Genomic DNA, 19,453 nt, shown 5'->3' with positions numbered 1-19,453 from the left:
GCTCCGGACGGAGGTGATGTGCGGCAATACGGGAATTGGTGCGGCCGGCCCTTGGGCGGCCCGGGCACGTGCCGAAGGGGCGGCCCACGCCGCGTCCGCGCAGGACAGCGGCGTGCGCCCGACGGGTCGTCAGTCCTCGTGGCCGAGCTGGAGGTCGCGTTCCGTACGGCCGCCGCCGGCGACCTGGAGCACGGTGGCGACCGGCGGGTAACCGGTGGCGATGACGGTGTACTCGCCGGTGGACAGGTCGACGAACCGGAAGGTGCCGTCGGGCCCGGTGGTGAGGGTGTCCATGACGTTCCCGGCCGCGTCCAGGAGGGTCACGCGCGCGTCCTCGACGGGCCGCCCGCCGCCCGCGCGCACGGTGCCGCGCAGGAGGGCGCCGCCGGCGAGTTCGATGTCCTGGCGGGTCTCGCGGGCGGCCTTCACGGTGACGGGTACGGCGGCCGGGCGGAACGCGGGCGTGCTCGCGGCGAGGGTGTACTCGCCGGCGACCAGCTCGGTGATGACATAGCCGCCCTCACGGCCGCTGCGGGTGGTGGCGACGACCTCGCCGTGGACGTCGGTGAGTGTGACGGTGGCGTCCACGGGGGTGCCGTCCGGGGTGAGCACCCGCCCGGCGAGGCGTCCGGCGCCGCCGAGGACGATGTCCAGTTCGACGGGGCGCTCGCCGACGGTCACGGAGACGGCCTGCGGCTGGTGGCCGCCCGCGGCGGCGATCAGCACATACGCGCCGGGACTCGGCGTGGCCAGCGTGTACCGCCCGTTCTCACCGCTCGTGCCGCGTCCGATCTGCTGCCCGCCGACATCGATGAGGGTGAGTGCCGCGCGCGGGACGACGGTGCCGTCGGGGTGCTGCACCGTGCCCCGGACGGGGACACCGGCCGTGTGCGGCGCACGGGTCGCGGGGATCGGGGCGCGCACGGGCGCCGGTTCCGTCTCCGAGGCCGGGGCGTCGTGGGACGCAGCGTCGGTCGACAGGGGGGTCTCCTTGAGGAAGAAGGCGATCAGCAGCCCGAGGACGAGCACCGGCACCAGATAGAGGAAGATGCGCGGCATGGCGTCGGCGTAGGCCCGGATGTAGCCGTCGCGCAGGGCCTCGGGCATGGCGTGGACGAGCTGCGGGGTGATCGACTCGGGGTCGGGCAGCCGGGCCCCCGCGCGCGTGGGCAGGTGTTCGGCGAGGGCGTCGGCGAGCCGGCCGGCGAAGAGGGTGCCGAAGACCGCGGCGCCGACGCTGCCGCCGATCTGCCGGAAGTAGTTGTTGGCGCTGGTGGCGGTGCCGAGGTCGGCGGTGCGCACGGAGTTCTGCACGGCGAGGATCAGGACCGGCATCACCATGCCGATACCGGCGCCGAGTACGGCCATCCAGATGCTGTAGTGCAGCCGGGGCGTGTCGACTTCGAGGCGGGACAGCAGCCACATGCCGACGGCCGAGAGGGCGCTGCCGAGCACGGGGTAGACCTTGTAGCGGCCGGTGAGGCTGATGAGCTGGCCGCAGACGATGGAGGCGCCGACGATGCCGCCCATCATGGGCAGCATGAGCAGGCCCGACTCGGTGGCCGTGGCCCCGTCGACCATCTGCAGGAAGGTCGGCAGAAAGCTGGCCGTCCCGAACAGGGCGACGCCGATCACGAGGCCGACCAGGCCGGTGACGTTGAAGACGGAGTCCCTGAACAGCCGCAGCGGGATGAGGGGTTCGACGGCGAAGTGCTCGGTGACGAGGAAGAGGACGGTGGCGACGGCCGCCCCCGCGCCGAGAGCGAGGATCTCGCGGGAGTCCCAGGCGTACTCGTTGCCGCCCCAACTGGTCAGCAGGACCAGACAGGTGGAGGCGGCGGCGAGCAGCAGGGAGCCGAGGATGTCGAGCCGGGGCCTGGCCTGCGGCTTGGGCAGTTTCAGTACGACGGCGACGACGGCCAGGGTGACCAGGCCGAAGGGAACGTTGATGTAGAAGCACCATCGCCACGAGAGGTGGTCCGTGAAGTAGCCGCCCAGCAGGGGCCCGGCGACCGAGGCGAGGCCGAACGCGGCGCCGATCATGCCCATGAACCGGCCGCGCTCCCGGGCCGGCACGATGTCGGCGATGATCGCCTGGACGCCGATCATGAGGCCGCCGGCGCCGACGCCCTGGACGGCCCGGTAGGCGATCAGCTGGTCCATGGTCTCGGCCCGGCCGGCGAGCGCGGAGCCGATGACGAAGACGACGATCGCGAACTGGAAGACGCCCTTGCGGCCGAGGAGATCGCCGAGTTTGCCGTAGATCGGCAGGCCGACGGTGGCGGTGAGCAGGTAGGCGGTGATCGCCCAGGACATCCTGTCCAGGCCGTGCAGTTCGCCGACGATCTTCGGCAGCGCGGTGGCGACGATCATCTGCTCCAGCGCGGCGAGCAGCAGCGCGAGCATCAGCCCGAAGAAGACCAACCGCACGCGGCGCGGGCTCAGTCGGGGCTCGACGCCGTGGGGCGGAGCCTGTGCAGGAGGTGCGGTGACGGTTTCATCCTGCACCAAAGTCGTGCCGCTCACGTACCGCTCCCCTCGCCGCACCTGCTCACATTTCCCGCATAAGGCGACAACTACGAGCAAGCACGGCGAGTTACGGTGCCGTCCCGGACACGGCGGAGTTCCACTCGATCCGGTGAGGAGGCCGGCCTGGGCCAAGGGCCCCCGAACGCCGGGGACTTAGCTCTCGACCTCGGTGGCGAGCTTGGTGAGCAGCGCGTCGTAGATCCGGCCGAGGCCCTTGGGCGCGAAGGCCCTCTCGAAGAAGCCGCCGATACCGCCGGCGCCCTGCCAGGTGGTGGAGACGACGACCCGGGACTTGCCCTCGCCGGCCGGGGTGACCCGCCAGGTGGTGACCATCGAGGAATTGCGGTCCTTCTCGACGAGCTCGCCGTCGGTGGGCTCGCTGACCTCCAGGAGGCAGTCGCGCACCCGCTTGCTGGTGGCCTGGAGCTTCCAGTGGACGAGGGTGCCCTCGCCGTCACCACCCTCGCGCACCTCGTACTCGCTGAAGTGCTCGGGCAGCAGCTTCTGCCGGGTGCCGCTGTAGTCGGCGAGGGCGTCGAACACCTTCTCCGCGTCCGCCGCGACGATCCGCTCCGTAGTGGCCTCGACCTGCGCCATTGACTTCCTCCAGGACCAGTTTTCTCGGGGGTTGGGGCAAGCCAACCACCCCGCTCCCGGACCGCCCAAATCGGGGTCCCGATCACGGCTCCGAAGCGATCGCACAGTGATCGAAATCGAAGCGTGGCCATAGGTCGCACGATCAAGGGAACATGTGTTCTATTGTGTGGCCAGTGCTACCGAGGAGGCACCATGCGCTGGGAGAACCTCACCCTGGAGTCCGACCACAGCCGGGCCGACGCCGCGCTGTTCGGCGCGGACGCCGTGGCCACCCGTACCTTCGACAGCCCCGAGTTCGCCGGGATCACGTTCCACGAGATCCGGGCCCGCTCGATCATCAACCGGGTGCCGGGCGCCTCGCGCATGCCCTTCGAGTGGACGGTGAACCCCTATCGGGGCTGCTCGCACGCGTGCGTGTACTGCTTCGCCCGCAAGACCCACAGCTATCTCGACCTCGACACGGGCCTCGGCTTCGACTCGCAGATCGTGGTCAAGGTGAACGCGCCGGAGCTGCTGCGCCGCCAGCTGTCCTCCCGTCGCTGGCTGGGCGAGCACATAGCGATGGGCACGAACGTCGACTGCTACCAGCGCGCGGAGGGCCGCTACCGGCTGATGCCGGGCATCCTCGCCGCCCTGCGGGACCACGCCAACCCGTACTCGATCCTGACCAAGGGCACGCTGATCCTGCGCGACCTCGACCTGCTGAAGCAGTCGTCCGAGGTGACGGACGTCGGCATCTCCGTGTCGGTCGGCTTCACCGACCGCGAGCTGTGGCGCACCGTCGAGCCGGGCACGCCCGCCCCCGAGCGGCGCCTGGACGTCGTACGGACCCTCACCGAGCACGGGCTCGGGTGCGGGGTGCTGATGGCGCCGGTGATTCCGTTCCTCAGCGACCAACCGGCCCAACTGCGGGCCACCGTGCGGGCGATCGCCGCGTCCGGGGCCACCTCGGTGACGCCGCTGGTGCTGCATCTGCGGCCCGGGGCCCGCGAGTGGTTCATGGCCTGGCTGGGCCACCATCACCCGCATCTGGTGCGCCGTTACGAGCGGCTGTACGCGGACGGCGCCTACGCGCCGAAGTGGTACCAGCGCCGGATCACCCGTCAGGTCCACGACCTGGCGCAGGAGTACGGCATCGGACCCACCCGCGCGGGCATGCCCCGGCGGATCCCCGAGCCGGAGCCGGCCGAACACCCGGTGACCGAACCGACTCAACTCTCGCTCATTTGAGAGCATTGGAGCGCTTCCCTCGACCCAATCGGGTCAAGTCTTGGCAGAACCCGTTCTTCCGGTGGTCCTTTCCGGCACGATGCGGCCGGGACCGTGGCACTCGCGGTCCGAGCCCCTCCGTCCTGGGAGGACCCCATGAGAAAACGCGCAGTCGTGCTGTGCGGCACCGCCGCCCTCGTGGCCGGAACCATGACGGCCGTCCCCGCTCAGGCGGGCGCCGCGCATCCTGCGGAAGCCGCTCAGGCCGCGCGCCTCACCTGGCAGAAATGCGGCACGCAGGACTATCCGACGCTCCAGTGCGCGTCCCTCAAAGTGCCGCTCGACCACGCCCGTCCGAACGGACGGCAGATCACGCTGGCGCTGTCCCGCGTCCCGCACACCGCGAAGAAGTACCAGGGCCCCCTGCTCGTCAATCCGGGCGGCCCCGGCGGCAGCGGACTCACGCTCGCCGGATTCGTCGCCTCCGCACTGCCCAAGGAGGTGGCGGCGCAGTACGACGTCATCGGCTTCGACCCGCGCGGCGTCGGCAAGAGCACGCCCGCCCTCGACTGCCGGCCCGGCCACTTCGCCCCGGTCCGCCCGGACTCCGTGCCGAGCACACCGCGGATCGAGCGGGCCAACCTCCAGCGCGCCAAGGCGTTCGCGCGGGCCTGCGGCGAGAAGTACGCGGATGTCCTGCCGTACATCAACACGATCAGCGCCGTGCGCGACATGGACAAGATCCGTGCCGCACTCGGCGCCAAGCAGATCAACTACTTCGGTTACTCGTACGGCACCTACCTCGGTTCGGTCTACGCCAAGCTGTTCCCGCAGCGGGTGCGGCGCGCGGTCCTGGACTCGGTCGTCGACCCGACCGGCGTCTGGTACGAGGACAACCTCGCGCAGGACGTCGCCTTCAACGGCCGGCACCAGGCCTTCATGGCATGGGTCGCCAAGTACGACGCCACGTACAAGCTCGGCACCGATCCGGCGAAGATCGAGGCCAAGTGGTACGCGATGCGGGCGGCGCTGGCCAAGAAGCCGGCGGGCGGCAAGGTGGGCGCCTCCGAGCTGGAGGACACGTTCCTCCCCGGCGGCTACTTCAACGGCTACTGGCCCTATCTCGCCGAGGCGTTCGCGGCGTATGTGAACACCAAGGACGCGGACGCGTTGGTCGAGGCGTACGAGAGGTTCGGTGCCGTCGACGCGTCCGGCGACAACGGCTACAGCATCTATACGTCCGTGCAGTGCCGTGACGCCGTCTGGTCGCGCGACTGGAACCAGTGGCGGACGGACAACTGGGCCGTGTACGACAAGGCGCCGTTCATGACCTGGAACAACGCCTGGTACAACGCGCCGTGCGTGTTCTGGCCGACCCCCTCGCTGGACTCGGTGAACGTCGACAACGGCAAGCTGCCGCCGATACTGCTGTTCCAGGCCACCGACGACGCGGCCACCCCGTACCAGGGCGGCGTCACGGTGCACCAGAAGCTCGCCCGGTCCAGCCTCGTGGTGGAGCAGGGCGGCGGCAACCACGGCATCACGCTCAGCGGGAACGCCTGCCTGGACAAGCACCTCGCGGCCTATCTGACCGACGGCACGGTGCCGCACGGCACAGGCGAGGCCGACGCGGTGTGCGAGGCACTGCCGGATCCGAAGCCGCTGAACTCCAAGATGACGTCGCAGTCGTCGCGGGGCGCGGAACTGCACGAGCTGCTCGGCTTCCGCGGCTGAGCGCGTGACCGCATGCCGGCCTGACCGCTGACGGTCCGTCGGGGGCGTTGTCGGACCCATGGTCCACCATGGGACGCATGAGTGGTCTGACCAGGATCCCCGCCCCCGACGGGGTCGCCCCCGCCGCCCAGTACACGCACGTCGTACTCGGCACGGGCCGTTTCGTCGCCGTCTCCGGCCAGCTCGCCCTGGACGAGCACGGCGGCCTCGTCGGCGAGGGCGACCCGGCGGCCCAGGCCCGCCAGGTCTTCGAGAATCTGAGGCGCTGTCTGGCGGCGGCCGGGGCGACCTTCGACGACGTCGTCAAACTCACCTACTTCGTCACGGACATGTCCCATATGCCCGCCCTGCGCGCGGCCCGCGCCGAGCACATACCCGACGACCGCCTGCCGGCCGCGTCCGCGGTACAGGTCGCCGGGCTGGTGCGGCCGGAGTTCCTGATGGAGGTGGAGGCGTTCGCGGTGGTGCCGGGTTAGCCGGCCGGCGGCGGGGTGAGGGTGAACCCGGTCGCCTCGATGGACGGTGAGGTCGTCGGCGGGGCCTGCCTCCGGCCGCTCACCGCTGGTGCGGGATCCTCGCCAGTGCCCTTACCGCCGCTTCCGCGAGGTTCGGGTGGGCGAGGGCCTCGTTCAGGACGCGTCTGGCTCGGGGGTCGCCCAGTGTGCCGAGGCCGTCCACGCAGGCGAGGGCCACGCGGCGGTAGGGGTCGTGCGGGCGCAGCCGTCGTTCCAGGGTGGTGATCAGGGCCGGCACGGCCTCGGGGGCGCGCAGCTCGACCAGGAGGCGGACGGGGTGCAGGGCGTAGGCGACGCGGAGCTCGTTGGTGGCGAGGGCGGCGGCCGCGCGGGCCGTGCGCGGGTCGCCGAGGCGGGCCAGGGCGTGGGCGGCGGAGGCGCAGCGTGGCGGGTCGCGGTGGTTCAGGAGCAGGACGAGGGACTCGAAGGCCCGGCGGTCCCCGGCCAGGCCCAGACGGAACGCGGCCAGCTCCCTGGCCCACAGGGGCTGCCCGGGCGCGGTGAGCACGCCGGCCAGTTCATCGGGGTCCTCGGTCGCGACGAGGCCGTCGTATGCGGCCGATGCCCCGGCCTCCTGCCGTAAGCGCTCCGTGAGTGATCGCAACTCTTCGTCCATGAAGGCGAAGCGTAGAGGGTCCGTCGGTGATCGGGACCTACATCACAAACTCGGGGACTAGCGCGCTCGTTACCCACTGGTTAAGCTCATACGAGCGAGTTACCCACTCGCAAACCCCTTGTGGCGGCCTGGTGACGCAGCCGCCGCGAGAAGCAGTCGGTTCGGTACATCGAGTACCGCAGTACGACTCGGCCACGGGACAGGGCCGGTCGGTCATCACCGCTCCTCGGACGTGTGCACGTCCGCAGCGACGGCACCGGGCGTGTGCGCCTGCAGCCCGGCAACACCCGCATTCTCACCGCACCCGGTGCGCTCATGGTTCGGCTTCGACTCCGGTCGGGCCCCCTTCGGCGCACCCGGGCGCGTTCCCAGTCGTCACCCTCATTCCAGGAGTCCCGCGATGGCCACTCCCCTGTCCGACACCCCTCTGTCCCCGCTCAAGACCGTTGCCGTCGTCGGCCTCGGCACCATGGGCACCGGCATCGCCGAGGTCCTCGCCAAGGCCGGCCGCGAGGTCATCGGCATCGACATCAGCGAGGCCGCGGCCGCCCGCTCGGTCGCCGCCCTGGAGGCCTCGACCGCCCGCGCCGTGGCGCGCGGCCGGCTGACCGAGGAGGAGCGCGCGGAGACCCTCGCCCGGGTCCGCACCTCCACCGACCTGACCGCCGCGGCCGACGCGGACCTGGTCATCGAGGTGGCGCCGGAGTCGTACGAGGTCAAGCAGCAGATCTTCCGCGAGCTGGACGGGATCGTGCGCCCCGAGACGATCCTGGCGACCGGCACCAACGCCCTCTCCGTCACGCGGCTGGCCGCCGACTCGGCCCGCCCCGAGCGGGTGCTCGGACTGCACTTCTTCAACCCGGCGCCGGCGATGCGGCTGGTCGAGGTCGTCTCCTCGGTGCTGACCGCGCCGGCGGCCGTCACCGCGGTCACCAACCTCGCCCTGGACCTCGGCAAGGAGCCCGTCGCGGTCGGCGACCGCCCCGGTTTCGTCGCCGACGGGCTGCTGTTCGGCTACCTCAACCAGGCGGCCGCGATGTACGAGGCGAAGTACGCCTCCCGCGAGGACATCGACGCCGCGATGCGGCTGGGCTGCGGACTGCCGATGGGCCCGCTGGCCCTGCTCGACCTGATCGGCATCGACACCGCGCGCCGGGTCCTGGAGGCCATGTACGCCGAGTCCCGTGACCGGCTGCACGCCCCCGCGCCGATCCTCAAGCAGCTCAGCGAGGCGGGTCTGACGGGCCGTAAGTCGGGCCGTGGCTTCTACTCGTACGAGGCGCCGGGCAGCGCCACCGTCGTGCGGGACGCGCTGACGCCACTGGACGGCGCCGCCCTGACCCCCGGCCGTACGGTCCGCTCCGTCGGGGTCGCGGGCTCCGGCACGATGGCGTCCGGGATCGTCGAGGTCTTCGCCAAGGCCGGGTACGAGGTCGTGCTCGCCGCCCGCAGCGAGGAGAAGGCGCAGGCCGCGAAGGCCCGTATCGGCAAGTCCCTTGCTCGCTCTGTCGACAAGGGGCGGATGACCGCCGAGGCCGCCGCGCAGACCCTGGACCGGATCACCGCGGCGGGTTCCTACGACGCGTTCGCCGACGTCGATCTGGCCGTCGAGGCCGTCGCCGAGGACCTGGAGGTCAAGCAGCAGCTGTTCGCGACGCTGGACAAGGTCTGCAAGCCGGGCGCGGTGCTGGCCACCACGACCTCCTCACTGCCCGTCGTCGCCTGCGCCCGCGCCACCTCGCGTCCGCAGGACGTGATCGGCATGCACTTCTTCAACCCGGCGCCGGCGATGAAGCTGGTCGAGGTCGTCCGTACGGTGCTCACGTCCGACGACGTCCACTCCACGGTCCGCGAGGTCTGCGGCCGGATCAAGAAGCACGCCGTGGACTGCGGTGACCGTGCCGGATTCATCGTGAACGCACTGCTGTTCCCGTACCTCAACAACGCGATCAAGATGGTGGAGGAGCACTACGCGACGCTCGACGACATCGACGCGGCGATGAAGCTGGGCGGCGGCTACCCGATGGGTCCGTTCGAACTGCTGGACGTCGTCGGACTCGATGTCTCCCTCGCCATCGAGAAGGTCCTGCACCGCGAGTTCCGCGACCCGGGCCTGGCTCCGTCGCCGCTCCTGGAGCACCTGGTGGCCGCGGGCTGCCTCGGCCGCAAGACGGGCCGCGGCTTCCGCGAATATGCCCGCCGCTGACGGCGTCGGCGACTGGTTCAGAGAAGACCAGGACTGGGGCGGACTGCTCGAACCAGCCGGAGGACCCCCGCCCACCGAGGGCGGGGGAAACCCGGTACATGCGCATCCAGCTGCGCACATGCAGTACGTTCGGGTCATGTCCCAGCCCGCCAGGTCCTCACGTACACCAGCTACGCCCGACGCACCGGAGAGCGCCGCAGGCAGTCGCGCGGCCGCCCAGCGGCTCAAGATGCGCCGCGAACTGGCGGCGGCGGCGATGGAACTGTTCGCGACCAAGGGGTACGAGGCGACCACCGTCGACGAGATCGCGGCCGCGGCCGGGGTCGCCCGCCGCACGTTCTTCCGCCACTTCCGCTCCAAGGAAGAGGCGATCTTCCCGGACCACGACGACACCCTGATCCGCGCCGAGGCGGTACTGAACGCCGCACCGGCCCACGAGCACCCGCTCGACACGGTGTGCCGCGGCATCAAGGAAGTCATGCGGATGTACGCGGCCCGGCCGGAGATCTCGGTCGCCCGCTACAAGCTCACACGCGAGGTGCCCACCCTGCGTGAGGCGGAGATCGCGTCGGTGGCCCGCTACGAGCGCCTCTTCACCCGCTATCTGCTCGGCCACTTCGACGAGCACGCGCACGACGACGACGCCAACGACGACCCGCTGCTGGCGGAGGTCGCCGCCTCCGCGGTGGTCACCGCGCACAACCACGTCCTGCGGCGCTGGCTGCGCGCGGGCGGCCAGGGCGATGTGGAGGCGCAGCTCGACCACGCCTTCGCGATCGTCCGCAGGACGTTCGGTTCGGGCATCGGGGCGGGCCGGGACACCACTCCGCGCACGGCACCCGCCTCCGTGGCCTCGGAGGGCGAGGTACTGGTGGCGGTGGCCCGGACCGACGCGCCGCTCGACGAGGTGATGCGGACGATCGAGCAGGCGCTGAAGGAGCGAGCGTAGGGAGGGCGGGCCCGGGCGGGCGACCGGGCCCTTGGACGGCACGGGACAGACGGTACGCGGGGATGCTCGCAACGGATCCCTCCATGGGAACCATCACGCCGCCCCGTCCGTCCTCCCTGTCGAAGGTTGATCTTCAGTCTTCGTAGTGCGCGACGGAAGTGGGTTGCCATGCAGGCGAACGACTCGACCAAGCTCGAAGCCACCCTGGCCGACGGACGGCGCATGACCCTGTCCCTCCCGGCGACGGACGCCAAGTGGGCCGCGGACGGCATCAAGGGCCTCCGCGCCGTCCCGCCCACCCACACCGGCCGCGGCGAGGAGCCCCCCGCCCTCCCCGAGGAGCCGGCGATCCCCCTCCAGGTGGCCCTGCTGGGCCTCGGCGCGTAGCTCCGACGCCGCAGACGCAGTCCGGTACGGCCCGGCGTAAACCGGGCCGCCAGCCCCCTGCCGGGCCTCCCCCGCCAGCAGCCCGGCCCTGCGGGAAGCGGTCCGGATCCCTGTCGAACTCCATCGCCCCGGCCGACCCGCACGCCCTCCCCCAGCAGCACGGCACCCCCTTCGCCGAGCCCAGATCCACCAGCCGCCTCGGCAGTGACTCGGCAGGCGCCACACTCTCACCCGGGCGCCCTCTACCGGCTCCGCCCCCGTCGCGCCTAAGCCGCCCGCTCGCCGTATTCACGAACTGCCCGGAATCCACGGCCCATCGACACGGATGGCGCAGCCGGTGGCGTCCACGGTGCGGCAGGAGCGCACGGACTGGACCGTGCTGCGGGAGACGCTCATCACTGGGCGGAGTGCGACTTGCAGCTGGTACGCCCGGCCGGTGCCCTTTAGCGCCCGAATAGTACCTACTCACGGGTAAGTTTGATCGATCATCGCTCATTTGTTACGTAAAGATTTCATCTGAGGTCAACTTCTGGCACCCAGTGCCTTGCCACGTGACACGCGGTGCCATACGTTGAATGTGTCCGGGCGGCCGGCGTGCAGAGACCTTTCGTACGTCGGCTGTCCCCGCAAGTCCCTCCCGGGACCTGCGCGCCCGGCGCCTGCGTCACAGGCAACCTCCCGCGCCACAAAGCGCTGCCGAACAGCATCAACAGCCGAACCGACGGCAACCACAAAACCCTCAGCAGCACCGACGTAACCCTCAGCGCCCCTCCCCTCAGGGGGCGCAAACCGCCGGAGGCAACACCGTGACCACTCAGGCCATTCTGGATGCGATCCAGTCGCCGGACTCCAAGCCGGCCGACTTCGCCGCCCTGCCGCTCCCCGAGTCGTATCGCGCGATCACCGTGCACAAGGACGAGACGGAGATGTTCGCGGGCCTTGAGACCCGTGACAAGGACCCGCGCAAGTCGATCCACCTGGACGACGTTCCGCTGCCGGAGCTCGGCCCGGGCGAGGCCCTGGTGGCCGTCATGGCCTCCTCGGTCAACTACAACTCGGTGTGGACCTCGATCTTCGAGCCGCTGTCCACCTTCGGGTTCCTGGAGCGCTACGGCAAGCTCTCCGAGCTGACCAAGCGCCACGACCTGCCGTACCACATCATCGGCTCCGACCTCGCCGGCGTCGTCCTGCGCACCGGCCCGGGCGTCAACGCCTGGCAGCCCGGTGACGAGGTCGTCGCGCACTGCCTGTCCGTCGAGCTGGAGTCCTCCGACGGCCACAACGACACGATGCTCGACCCCGAGCAGCGCATCTGGGGCTTCGAGACCAACTTCGGCGGCCTCGCCGAGATCGCCCTGGTCAAGTCCAACCAGCTGATGCCCAAGCCGAACCACCTCAGCTGGGAGGAGGCCGCCGCCCCGGGGCTCGTGAACTCGACCGCGTACCGGCAGCTGGTCTCCCGCAACGGCGCCGGGATGAAGCAGGGCGACAACGTCCTGATCTGGGGCGCGAGCGGTGGCCTCGGCTCGTACGCCACCCAGTTCGCGCTGGCCGGTGGCGCCAACCCGATCTGTGTCGTGTCCAGCCCGCAGAAGGCGGACATCTGCCGGGCGATGGGTGCCGAGGCGATCATCGACCGCAACGCCGAGGACTACAAGTTCTGGAAGAACGAGCACGAGCAGGACCCGCGGGAGTGGAAGCGCTTCGGCAAGCGCATCCGCGAGCTCACCGGCGGCGAGGACGTCGACATCGTCTTCGAGCACCCGGGCCGTGAGACCTTCGGCGCCTCCGTGTACGTCACGCGCAAGGGCGGCACCATCGTCACCTGCGCCTCCACCTCGGGGTACAACCACGAGTACGACAACCGCTACCTGTGGATGTCGCTGAAGCGGATCATCGGTTCGCACTTCGCCAACTACCGCGAGGCCTGGGAGGCCAACCGGCTCATCGCGAAGGGCAAGATCCACCCCACCCTGTCGAAGGTCTACTCCCTGGAGGAGACCGGCCAGGCCGCGTTCGACGTGCACCGCAACCTCCACCAGGGCAAGGTCGGCGTCCTGTGCCTCGCCCCCGAGGAAGGCCTCGGGGTGCGCGACGAGGAGATGCGCGCCAAGCACATCGACGGCATCAACCGCTTCCGCAACATCTGATCCGCGACATCTGAGACACCCGAGGTCATAGATGACTGAGCGTCAGCCCGCCGAAGGCACGCGGGAGAAGGACCGGCCGTGGCTCATGCGCACGTACGCCGGTCACTCCACGGCCGAGGCGTCCAACGAGCTGTACCGGCGCAACCTCGCCAAGGGCCAGACCGGTCTGTCGGTCGCGTTCGATCTTCCGACGCAGACCGGCTACGACTCCGACCACATCCTCGCCCGCGGCGAGGTCGGCCGGGTCGGTGTGCCGATCGCACATCTCGGTGACATGCGCCGGCTGTTCCAGGACATCCCCCTGGAGCAGATGAACACCTCGATGACGATCAACGCCACCGCCATGTGGCTGCTGGCGCTCTACCAGGTCGTCGCCGAGGAGCAGGGCGCCGACATCACCAAGCTCCAGGGCACGACCCAGAACGACATCGTCAAGGAGTATCTGTCGCGGGGGACCCATGTCTTCCCGCCGGGGCCCTCACTCCGGCTGACGACGGACATGATCGCGTACACGGTCTCCCACATCCCGAAGTGGAACCCGATCAACATCTGCAGCTACCACCTGCAGGAGGCGGGCGCCACGCCGGTCCAGGAGATCGCGTACGCGATGTCCACCGCGATAGCGGTTCTCGATGCCGTACGCGATTCAGGGCAGGTCCCCGCCGAGAAGTTCGGGGACGTCGTGGCCCGTATCTCCTTCTTCGTGAACGCGGGCGTCCGCTTCATCGAGGAGATGTGCAAGATGCGGGCGTTCGGGCGGATCTGGGACCAGGTCACGCGCGAGCGCTACGGCATCGAGAACCCCAAGCAGCGCCGCTTCCGGTACGGCGTCCAGGTCAACTCCCTCGGTCTGACCGAGGCGCAGCCGGAGAACAACGTCCAGCGGATCGTCCTGGAGATGCTGGCCGTGACGCTGTCGAAGGACGCACGCGCGCGTGCCGTGCAGCTGCCCGCCTGGAACGAGGCCCTTGGTCTCCCCCGGCCCTGGGACCAGCAGTGGTCGCTGCGCATCCAGCAGGTGCTCGCCCATGAGAGCGACCTGCTGGAGTACGAGGACATCTTCGAGGGCTCGCACGTCATCGAGGCGAAGGTCTCGGGGCTGGTCGAGGAGTCCCTCGCGGAGATCGAGCGGATCCAGGAGATGGGCGGCGCGATGGCCGCCGTCGAGTCCGGCTACCTCAAGTCGCAGCTCGTCTCCTCGCACGCCGAGCGACGCGCCCGTATCGAGTCCGGCCGAGAGAAGATCATCGGCGTCAACATCTTCGAGACGACCGAGCCGAACCCGCTGACGGCGGATCTCGACACGGCCATCCAGACGGTCGACCCGGCGGTCGAGGCCCGTGTCATCGCGGGTCTCCAGCACTGGCGTGACACCCGCTACCAGCCGCCCTTCAACCACCCGCGCCCGTGCAAGGCGCTGGAGAAGCTGAAGGAGGCCGCCAAGGGCACCGGCAACCTCATGGAGGCCACCCTGGAGTGCGCCCGCGCCGGCGTCACGACCGGCGAGTGGGCCGGGGCGCTGCGCGAGGTGTTCGGCGAGTTCCGGGCGCCGACCGGGGTGTCGTCGGCGCCGGTGGCGATCCCCGCGGAGGAGGGCTCGGCCCTGTCGCAGGTCCGCCGCAAGGTCGACCTGACCGCCCAGGACATGGGCGTCGGCAAGCTGCGCTTCCTGGTCGGCAAGCCCGGCCTGGACGGGCACTCCAACGGCGCCGAGCAGATCGCCGTGCGGGCCCGTGACGCCGGGTTCGAGGTGGTCTACCAGGGCATCCGGCTCACCCCGGAGCAGATCGTGGACGCGGCCCTCGCCGAGGACGTGCACGCGGTCGGGCTGTCGATCCTCTCCGGATCGCACGCCCAGCTGGTGCCGGACGTGCTGGAACGACTCCGTGTGGCCGGTGCCACAGATATACCGGTGATCGCCGGTGGCATCATCCCGAATGGTGACGCCGAACAGCTCAGGGCCGCCGGTGTGGCCGCCGTCTTCACCCCGAAGGACTTCGACATCACCGGAATCATCGGCCGCATCGTCGACGAGATCCGGAAAGCGAACAAGCTCGACCCCCTGGAGGTCCCCGCATGACCACGCCCGTCAACCGACTCCGCCCGCGGCGCTCCTGCCTGGCCGTGCCGGGCTCGAACCCCCGCTTCCTGGAGAAGGCGCAGGGCCTCCCGGCCGACCAGGTCTTCCTCGACCTTGAGGACGCGTGCGCCCCGCTCGCCAAGCCCGAGGCCCGGCACACCATCGTCAAGTTCCTCAATGAGGGCGACTGGACCGGCAAGACGAGGGTCGTGCGCGTCAACGACTGGACGACCGAGTGGACGTACCGTGACGTCGTCACGGTCGTCGAGGGCGCCGGCCAGAACCTCGACTGCATCATGCTGCCGAAGGTGCAGACGGCCCAGCAGGTCGTCGCCCTGGACCTGCTGCTGACGCAGATCGAGAAGACGATGGGCTTCGAGGTCGGCAAGATCGGCATCGAGGCGCAGATCGAGAACGCCCAGGGCCTGAACAACGTCAACGAGATCGCGACGGCGTCCCAGCGCGTCGAGACGATCATCTTCGGCCCGGCCGACTTCATGGCGTCGATCAACATGAAGTCGCTGGTCGTGGGCGAGCAGCCGCCCGGCTACCCGGCGGACGCCTACCACTACATCCTGATGAAGATCCTGATGGCCGCCCGCGCCAACAACCTCCAGGCGATCGACGGCCCCTACCTGCAGATCCGCAACATCGACGGCTACCGCGCGGTCGCCCAGCGCGCCGCCGCGCTCGGCTTCGACGGCAAGTGGGTACTGCACCCGGGCCAGGTCGAGGCGTCCAACGAGATCTTCTCGCCCTCGCAGGAGGACTACGACCACGCCGAGCTGATCCTGGACGCGTACGACTACTACACGTCAGAGGCGGGCGGCAAGAAGGGCTCCGCGATGCTCGGCGACGAGATGATCGACGAGGCCAGCCGCAAGATGGCCCTGGTCATCTCGGGCAAGGGCCGCGCCGCCGGCATGCAGCGCACCAGCAAGTTCGAGATCCCGGAGGCCTGACGGTCATGCAGTTCGGACGCACCTACGAGGAGTTCGAGGTCGGGGCGACGTACAAGCACTGGCCGGGCAAAACGGTCACGGAGTACGACGACCACCTGTTCTGTCTCCTCACCATGAACCACCACCCGCTCCACATGGACACGAACTATGCGGAGAAGACGACGGACTTCGGCAAGAACGTCGTCGTCGGCAACTACATCTACTCGCTGCTGCTCGGCATGAGCGTGCCGGACATCTCCGGCAAGGCCATCGCCAACCTGGAGATCGAGTCGCTCAAGCACGTGGCGCCGACCTTCCACGGCGACACGATCTACGGCCAGACGACCGTGCTCGACAAGTGGCCGTCGAAGTCGAAGAACGACCGCGGCATCGTCTACGTCGAGACCAAGGGCTACAAGCAGGACGGCACGCTGGTCTGCGTGTTCCGCCGCAAGGTCATGGTCCCCACCGAGACCTACATCAAGGAGCGCGGCGGCGAGCAGCCCGGCCGCCCCGAGCTCAAGCAGCAGGAGAAGTAAGCCATGGCCCGTCTCGCCCAGACCGCCGGTCTGACCGACATCCAGCAGGAGATCCTCTCCACCGTCCGCGACTTCGTGGACAAGGAGATCATCCCGGTAGCGACCGAGCTGGAGCACCGCGACGAGTACCCGCAGCAGATCGTCGACGGCCTCAAGGAATTGGGCCTGTTCGGCCTGATGATCCCCGAGGAGTACGGCGGTCTGGGCGAGTCGCTCCTGACGTACGCCCTGTGCGTCGAGGAGATCGCCCGCGGCTGGATGTCGGTCTCCGGCATCATCAACACGCACTTCATCGTGGCGTACATGCTCAAGCAGCACGGCACGCAGGAGCAGAAGGACCACTTCCTGCCGCGCATGGCGGCCGGCGACATCCGCGGCGCGTTCTCGATGTCGGAGCCGGGTCTGGGCTCCGATGTGTCGGCCATCACCTCGAAGGCGGTGAAGGACGGCGAGGAGTACGTCCTGAACGGCCAGAAGATGTGGCTGACGAACGGCGGAACGTCAAGTCTGGTCGCCGTTCTCGTCCGAAGTGACGAAGGACACCCTGAGGGCACCGCGCCCCACAAGTCGATGACGACCTTCCTCGTCGAGAAGGAGCCCGGCTTCGGAGAGGTCCGCCCCGGCCTCACCATCCCCGGCAAGATCGACAAGATGGGCTACAAGGGCGTCGACACGACCGAGCTCATCATGGACGGCCTGCGCATTCCGGCCAATCGTGTACTCGGCGGCGTCACCGGCCGCGGTTTTTACCAAATGATGGACGGCGTGGAAGTCGGGCGTGTCAACGTGGCGGCGCGTGGCTGTGGCGTCGCTCAGCGTGCGTTCGAGCTCGGTGTCCAGTACGCCCAACAGCGTCACACCTTCGGCAAGCCGATCGCCCAGCACCAGGCCATCCAGTTCAAGCTGGCCGAGATGGCTACCAAGGTCGAGGCCGCGCATGCCATGATGGTGAACGCGGCACGCAAAAAGGACTCCGGTGAACGAAACGACCTCGAAGCAGGGATGGCGAAGTACCTCGCCTCCGAATACTGCAAGGAGGTCGTGGAGGACGCCTTCCGGATCCACGGCGGCTACGGCTTCTCCAAGGAGTACGAGATCGAGCGCCTCTACCGTGAGGCTCCGATGCTGCTGATCGGTGAAGGTACCGCCGAGATCCAGAAAATGATCATCGGTCGCAGGTTGCTCGAAGAGTATCGGTTCCAGGGCTGATTGTCCGGATACGGGGTGTTTTCTTGGAGAAGAAGATCACACCCCGTCAACACTCTTCAGCGGCCGACTCGGCTTCCTGGCTTGCCCAGTTGTGGCCCGCGACCGGTACGATCCCGGGAAAGCCGCCGTCCCCTGATACCGCGCGGCATCATCCGCTACGAAGGTCATCCATGCCCCACAGCCAAACCTCTGCACCACGCGACAGCCAGGTCGGCGGCGTACGCCTCGCGCGCGGAGCATCGCCGTGGCTTCTCCCGACCGTCGCCACCGCAGCCGTCAGCCTGCTGCGCGCACGCCGCTCCGGCGTCGCCAAGGCTGTCGCTGTGCCCGCCACCGCTCTCGCGGCGGGCATGCTGTGGTTCTTCCGCGACCCCGAGCGTGAGATCGCCCAGGGCCGGGTCATCTCGCCCGCCGACGGTGTGGTGCAGAGCATCATGCCGTGGAAGGACGGCCGTACCCGCGTCGCGATCTTCATGAGCCCGCTCAACGTCCACGTCAACCGCGCGCCGCTCTCCGGCACCGTCACCTCCGTGGAGCACATCCCGGGCGGTTTCGTTCCGGCGTTCAACAAGGAGAGCGAGAACAACGAGCGCGTCGTCTGGCACTTCGACACCGAGCTCGGCGACATCGAGATGATCCAGATCGCCGGCGCGGTGGCCCGACGTATCGTCCCCTACATCCCGCAGGGCACGAAGGTCGAGCAGGGCGACCGTATCGGTCTGATCCGCTTCGGCTCGCGTGTCGACATCTACCTGCCCGAGGGCGTGGAGGTCGCGGTCGAGGTCGGGCAGAAGACCGTGGCTGGGGTGACTCGCATTGACCGTGATTGATCCTGAGACCCAGCCGGGCTGGGTGCCCGAGGCCGACGAGGTCGACGAAGAAGAGGAGATGCCTCTTTCTCTTCGTCTGTCGATAGCGGACACCCTCACTCTCGGTAACGCCACGTGCGGCTTCATGGCGGTGTACTTCACCACCACCGGAATCCTGATCCCGCACCTCACCGGCAGCCAGGAATCCGGCATGGCCCGCCACAGCGCGGCCACGGCCGTCATCCTGATGCTGTGCGCGGCGGTGTTCGACCTGTTCGACGGTCTGGTGGCGCGCAAGCTGCGCTCCTCCCCCATGGGCGCCGAGCTGGACAACCTCTCGGACCTGATCAGCTTCGGTCTGGCGCCGGCGTACTTCGTCCTGGTCTACGGCATGGTCGCCGACGACGCGCACCAGCGGGTGGCGGCGGTCGGCGCGATCGTGGTGCTCCTCGCGGTGGTGCTGCGGCTCGCGAGATTCTCCTGTGTGACGCCCCCGAACGGCATGTTCCAGGGGATGCCGTCGCCGTTCGGCGCGTTGACGGTCGTAGCGATCGTGCTCCTTGAGCTGCCCTTCGTGGCGACGCTGCTGGCCATCCTGGGGACGGCGTGGCTCATGGTCAGCCGGGTCGAGTACCCGAAGCCGCGGGGCCGCCTCGCGGTGGCGATGCTCTCCTGGATCGTCCTGGGCATGGGTCTCCTGGCGGCCTGGGCCTTCGGTGCCCCCAGCGGGCAGCTGCTGCTCCAGACGGGTTGCGCGCTGCAGCTGGTCACGGGTGCGGTCATCCCGCTGTTCGCCACGGCCCGCCGGGTGAACAACTTCCGCGACAACCGGCGCGAGGCCCGGGCGGCACAGCTCCCGTAATCGGCCGTACGACAACCTGAAGGGGCCCCCCCCCAAACGCGGGGGGGCCCAACGGGTTAAACTAAAGGGGGGGGGTAGGGGGGGGGTGTTGGGGGGGGCAGAAGGATAGACCGGGGCGATG

16 protein-coding genes are annotated in these 19,453 nt (G+C 69.3%); 13 read left to right on the top strand and 3 right to left on the bottom strand.

Features of this window, described 5'->3' with window-relative positions; genetic code table 11:
- Window positions 1-129: 129 nt before the first annotated feature.
- Together ACFWYS_RS23650 and ACFWYS_RS23645 are read right to left on the bottom strand one after the other, a co-directional pair.
- Window positions 130-2,526: an MFS transporter gene (locus tag ACFWYS_RS23650; RefSeq protein WP_384772297.1), complete on the bottom strand. Its 2,397-nt coding sequence runs from the start codon at window positions 2,524-2,526 to the stop codon at window positions 130-132.
- Between the two features lie 156 nt (window positions 2,527-2,682).
- Window positions 2,683-3,126 carry an SRPBCC family protein gene (locus ACFWYS_RS23645; protein ID WP_384772295.1) on the bottom strand — a complete coding sequence of 148 codons (444 nt, stop codon included), beginning with the start codon at window positions 3,124-3,126 and terminating at the stop codon, window positions 2,683-2,685.
- Between the two features lie 192 nt (window positions 3,127-3,318).
- On the opposite strand from ACFWYS_RS23645, the gene ACFWYS_RS23640 reads away from it, so the two are divergent.
- From ACFWYS_RS23640 to ACFWYS_RS23630, 3 genes are all read left to right on the top strand, one after another.
- Window positions 3,319-4,356, top strand: coding sequence for an Rv2578c family radical SAM protein (locus ACFWYS_RS23640; RefSeq protein WP_384772292.1), 1,038 nt, complete (start codon window positions 3,319-3,321; stop codon window positions 4,354-4,356).
- A 135-nt stretch (window positions 4,357-4,491) separates the two neighbouring features.
- Window positions 4,492-6,069: an alpha/beta hydrolase gene (locus ACFWYS_RS23635; RefSeq protein ID WP_384772289.1), complete on the top strand. Its 1,578-nt coding sequence runs from the start codon at window positions 4,492-4,494 to the stop codon at window positions 6,067-6,069.
- A 77-nt stretch (window positions 6,070-6,146) separates the two neighbouring features.
- Window positions 6,147-6,545 (top strand): RidA family protein, encoded by a 399-nt coding sequence (locus ACFWYS_RS23630; RefSeq protein WP_384772286.1) that lies wholly within the window; start codon window positions 6,147-6,149, stop codon window positions 6,543-6,545.
- Window positions 6,546-6,624: 79 nt separating this feature from the next.
- Here ACFWYS_RS23630 and ACFWYS_RS23625 read toward each other — a convergent pair whose 3' ends face one another.
- The gene (locus tag ACFWYS_RS23625; RefSeq protein WP_384772283.1) at window positions 6,625-7,200 is read right to left on the bottom strand and encodes an adenylosuccinate lyase; all 576 of its coding nucleotides are present in this window, start codon (window positions 7,198-7,200) and stop codon (window positions 6,625-6,627) included.
- A 400-nt stretch (window positions 7,201-7,600) separates the two neighbouring features.
- Between ACFWYS_RS23625 and ACFWYS_RS23620 the strand changes: the two genes are divergently transcribed.
- The 10 genes from ACFWYS_RS23620 (at window position 7,601) to pssA (ending at window position 19,332) form a co-directional block, all read left to right on the top strand.
- Window positions 7,601-9,406, top strand: coding sequence for a 3-hydroxyacyl-CoA dehydrogenase family protein (locus ACFWYS_RS23620; protein WP_384772281.1), 1,806 nt, complete (start codon window positions 7,601-7,603; stop codon window positions 9,404-9,406).
- 136 nt (window positions 9,407-9,542) lie between these two features.
- Window positions 9,543-10,355, top strand: a complete 813-nt coding sequence (locus ACFWYS_RS23615; protein ID WP_384772278.1) for a TetR family transcriptional regulator — start codon at window positions 9,543-9,545, stop codon at window positions 10,353-10,355.
- A gap of 168 nt (window positions 10,356-10,523) precedes the next feature.
- Complete coding sequence (locus tag ACFWYS_RS23610) at window positions 10,524-10,742, top strand: hypothetical protein (protein WP_384772275.1); 219 nt, start codon at window positions 10,524-10,526, stop codon at window positions 10,740-10,742.
- Window positions 10,743-11,548: 806 nt separating this feature from the next.
- Window positions 11,549-12,892 carry a crotonyl-CoA carboxylase/reductase gene (gene ccrA, locus ACFWYS_RS23605; protein WP_384772272.1) on the top strand — a complete coding sequence of 448 codons (1,344 nt, stop codon included), beginning with the start codon at window positions 11,549-11,551 and terminating at the stop codon, window positions 12,890-12,892.
- A gap of 31 nt (window positions 12,893-12,923) precedes the next feature.
- Window positions 12,924-14,972, top strand: a complete 2,049-nt coding sequence (locus ACFWYS_RS23600) for a protein meaA (RefSeq protein ID WP_384772270.1) — start codon at window positions 12,924-12,926, stop codon at window positions 14,970-14,972.
- Window positions 14,969-15,934 carry a CoA ester lyase gene (locus ACFWYS_RS23595; RefSeq protein ID WP_275768433.1) on the top strand — a complete coding sequence of 322 codons (966 nt, stop codon included), beginning with the start codon at window positions 14,969-14,971 and terminating at the stop codon, window positions 15,932-15,934. The genes ACFWYS_RS23600 and ACFWYS_RS23595 overlap by 4 nt, the downstream gene beginning before the upstream one ends.
- Before the next feature lie 5 nt (window positions 15,935-15,939).
- Window positions 15,940-16,452 (top strand): MaoC family dehydratase, encoded by a 513-nt coding sequence (locus tag ACFWYS_RS23590; RefSeq protein ID WP_062716551.1) that lies wholly within the window; start codon window positions 15,940-15,942, stop codon window positions 16,450-16,452.
- Between the two features lie 3 nt (window positions 16,453-16,455).
- Window positions 16,456-17,661, top strand: a complete 1,206-nt coding sequence (locus ACFWYS_RS23585; RefSeq protein ID WP_031475707.1) for an acyl-CoA dehydrogenase family protein — start codon at window positions 16,456-16,458, stop codon at window positions 17,659-17,661.
- 170 nt (window positions 17,662-17,831) lie between these two features.
- The gene (locus ACFWYS_RS23580) at window positions 17,832-18,491 is read left to right on the top strand and encodes a phosphatidylserine decarboxylase (protein ID WP_003996602.1); all 660 of its coding nucleotides are present in this window, start codon (window positions 17,832-17,834) and stop codon (window positions 18,489-18,491) included.
- Complete coding sequence (pssA, locus tag ACFWYS_RS23575) at window positions 18,478-19,332, top strand: CDP-diacylglycerol--serine O-phosphatidyltransferase (protein WP_384772266.1); 855 nt, start codon at window positions 18,478-18,480, stop codon at window positions 19,330-19,332. The genes ACFWYS_RS23580 and pssA overlap by 14 nt, the downstream gene beginning before the upstream one ends.
- Window positions 19,333-19,453: the final 121 nt, after the last annotated feature.

The sequence above is a fragment of the Streptomyces sp. NPDC059010 genome (genome assembly GCF_042740355.1).
In the GTDB taxonomy this organism is placed as follows: Bacteria; Actinomycetota; Actinomycetes; order Streptomycetales; family Streptomycetaceae; genus Streptomyces.
This window is presented reverse-complemented; position numbering and strand designations above follow the sequence as displayed.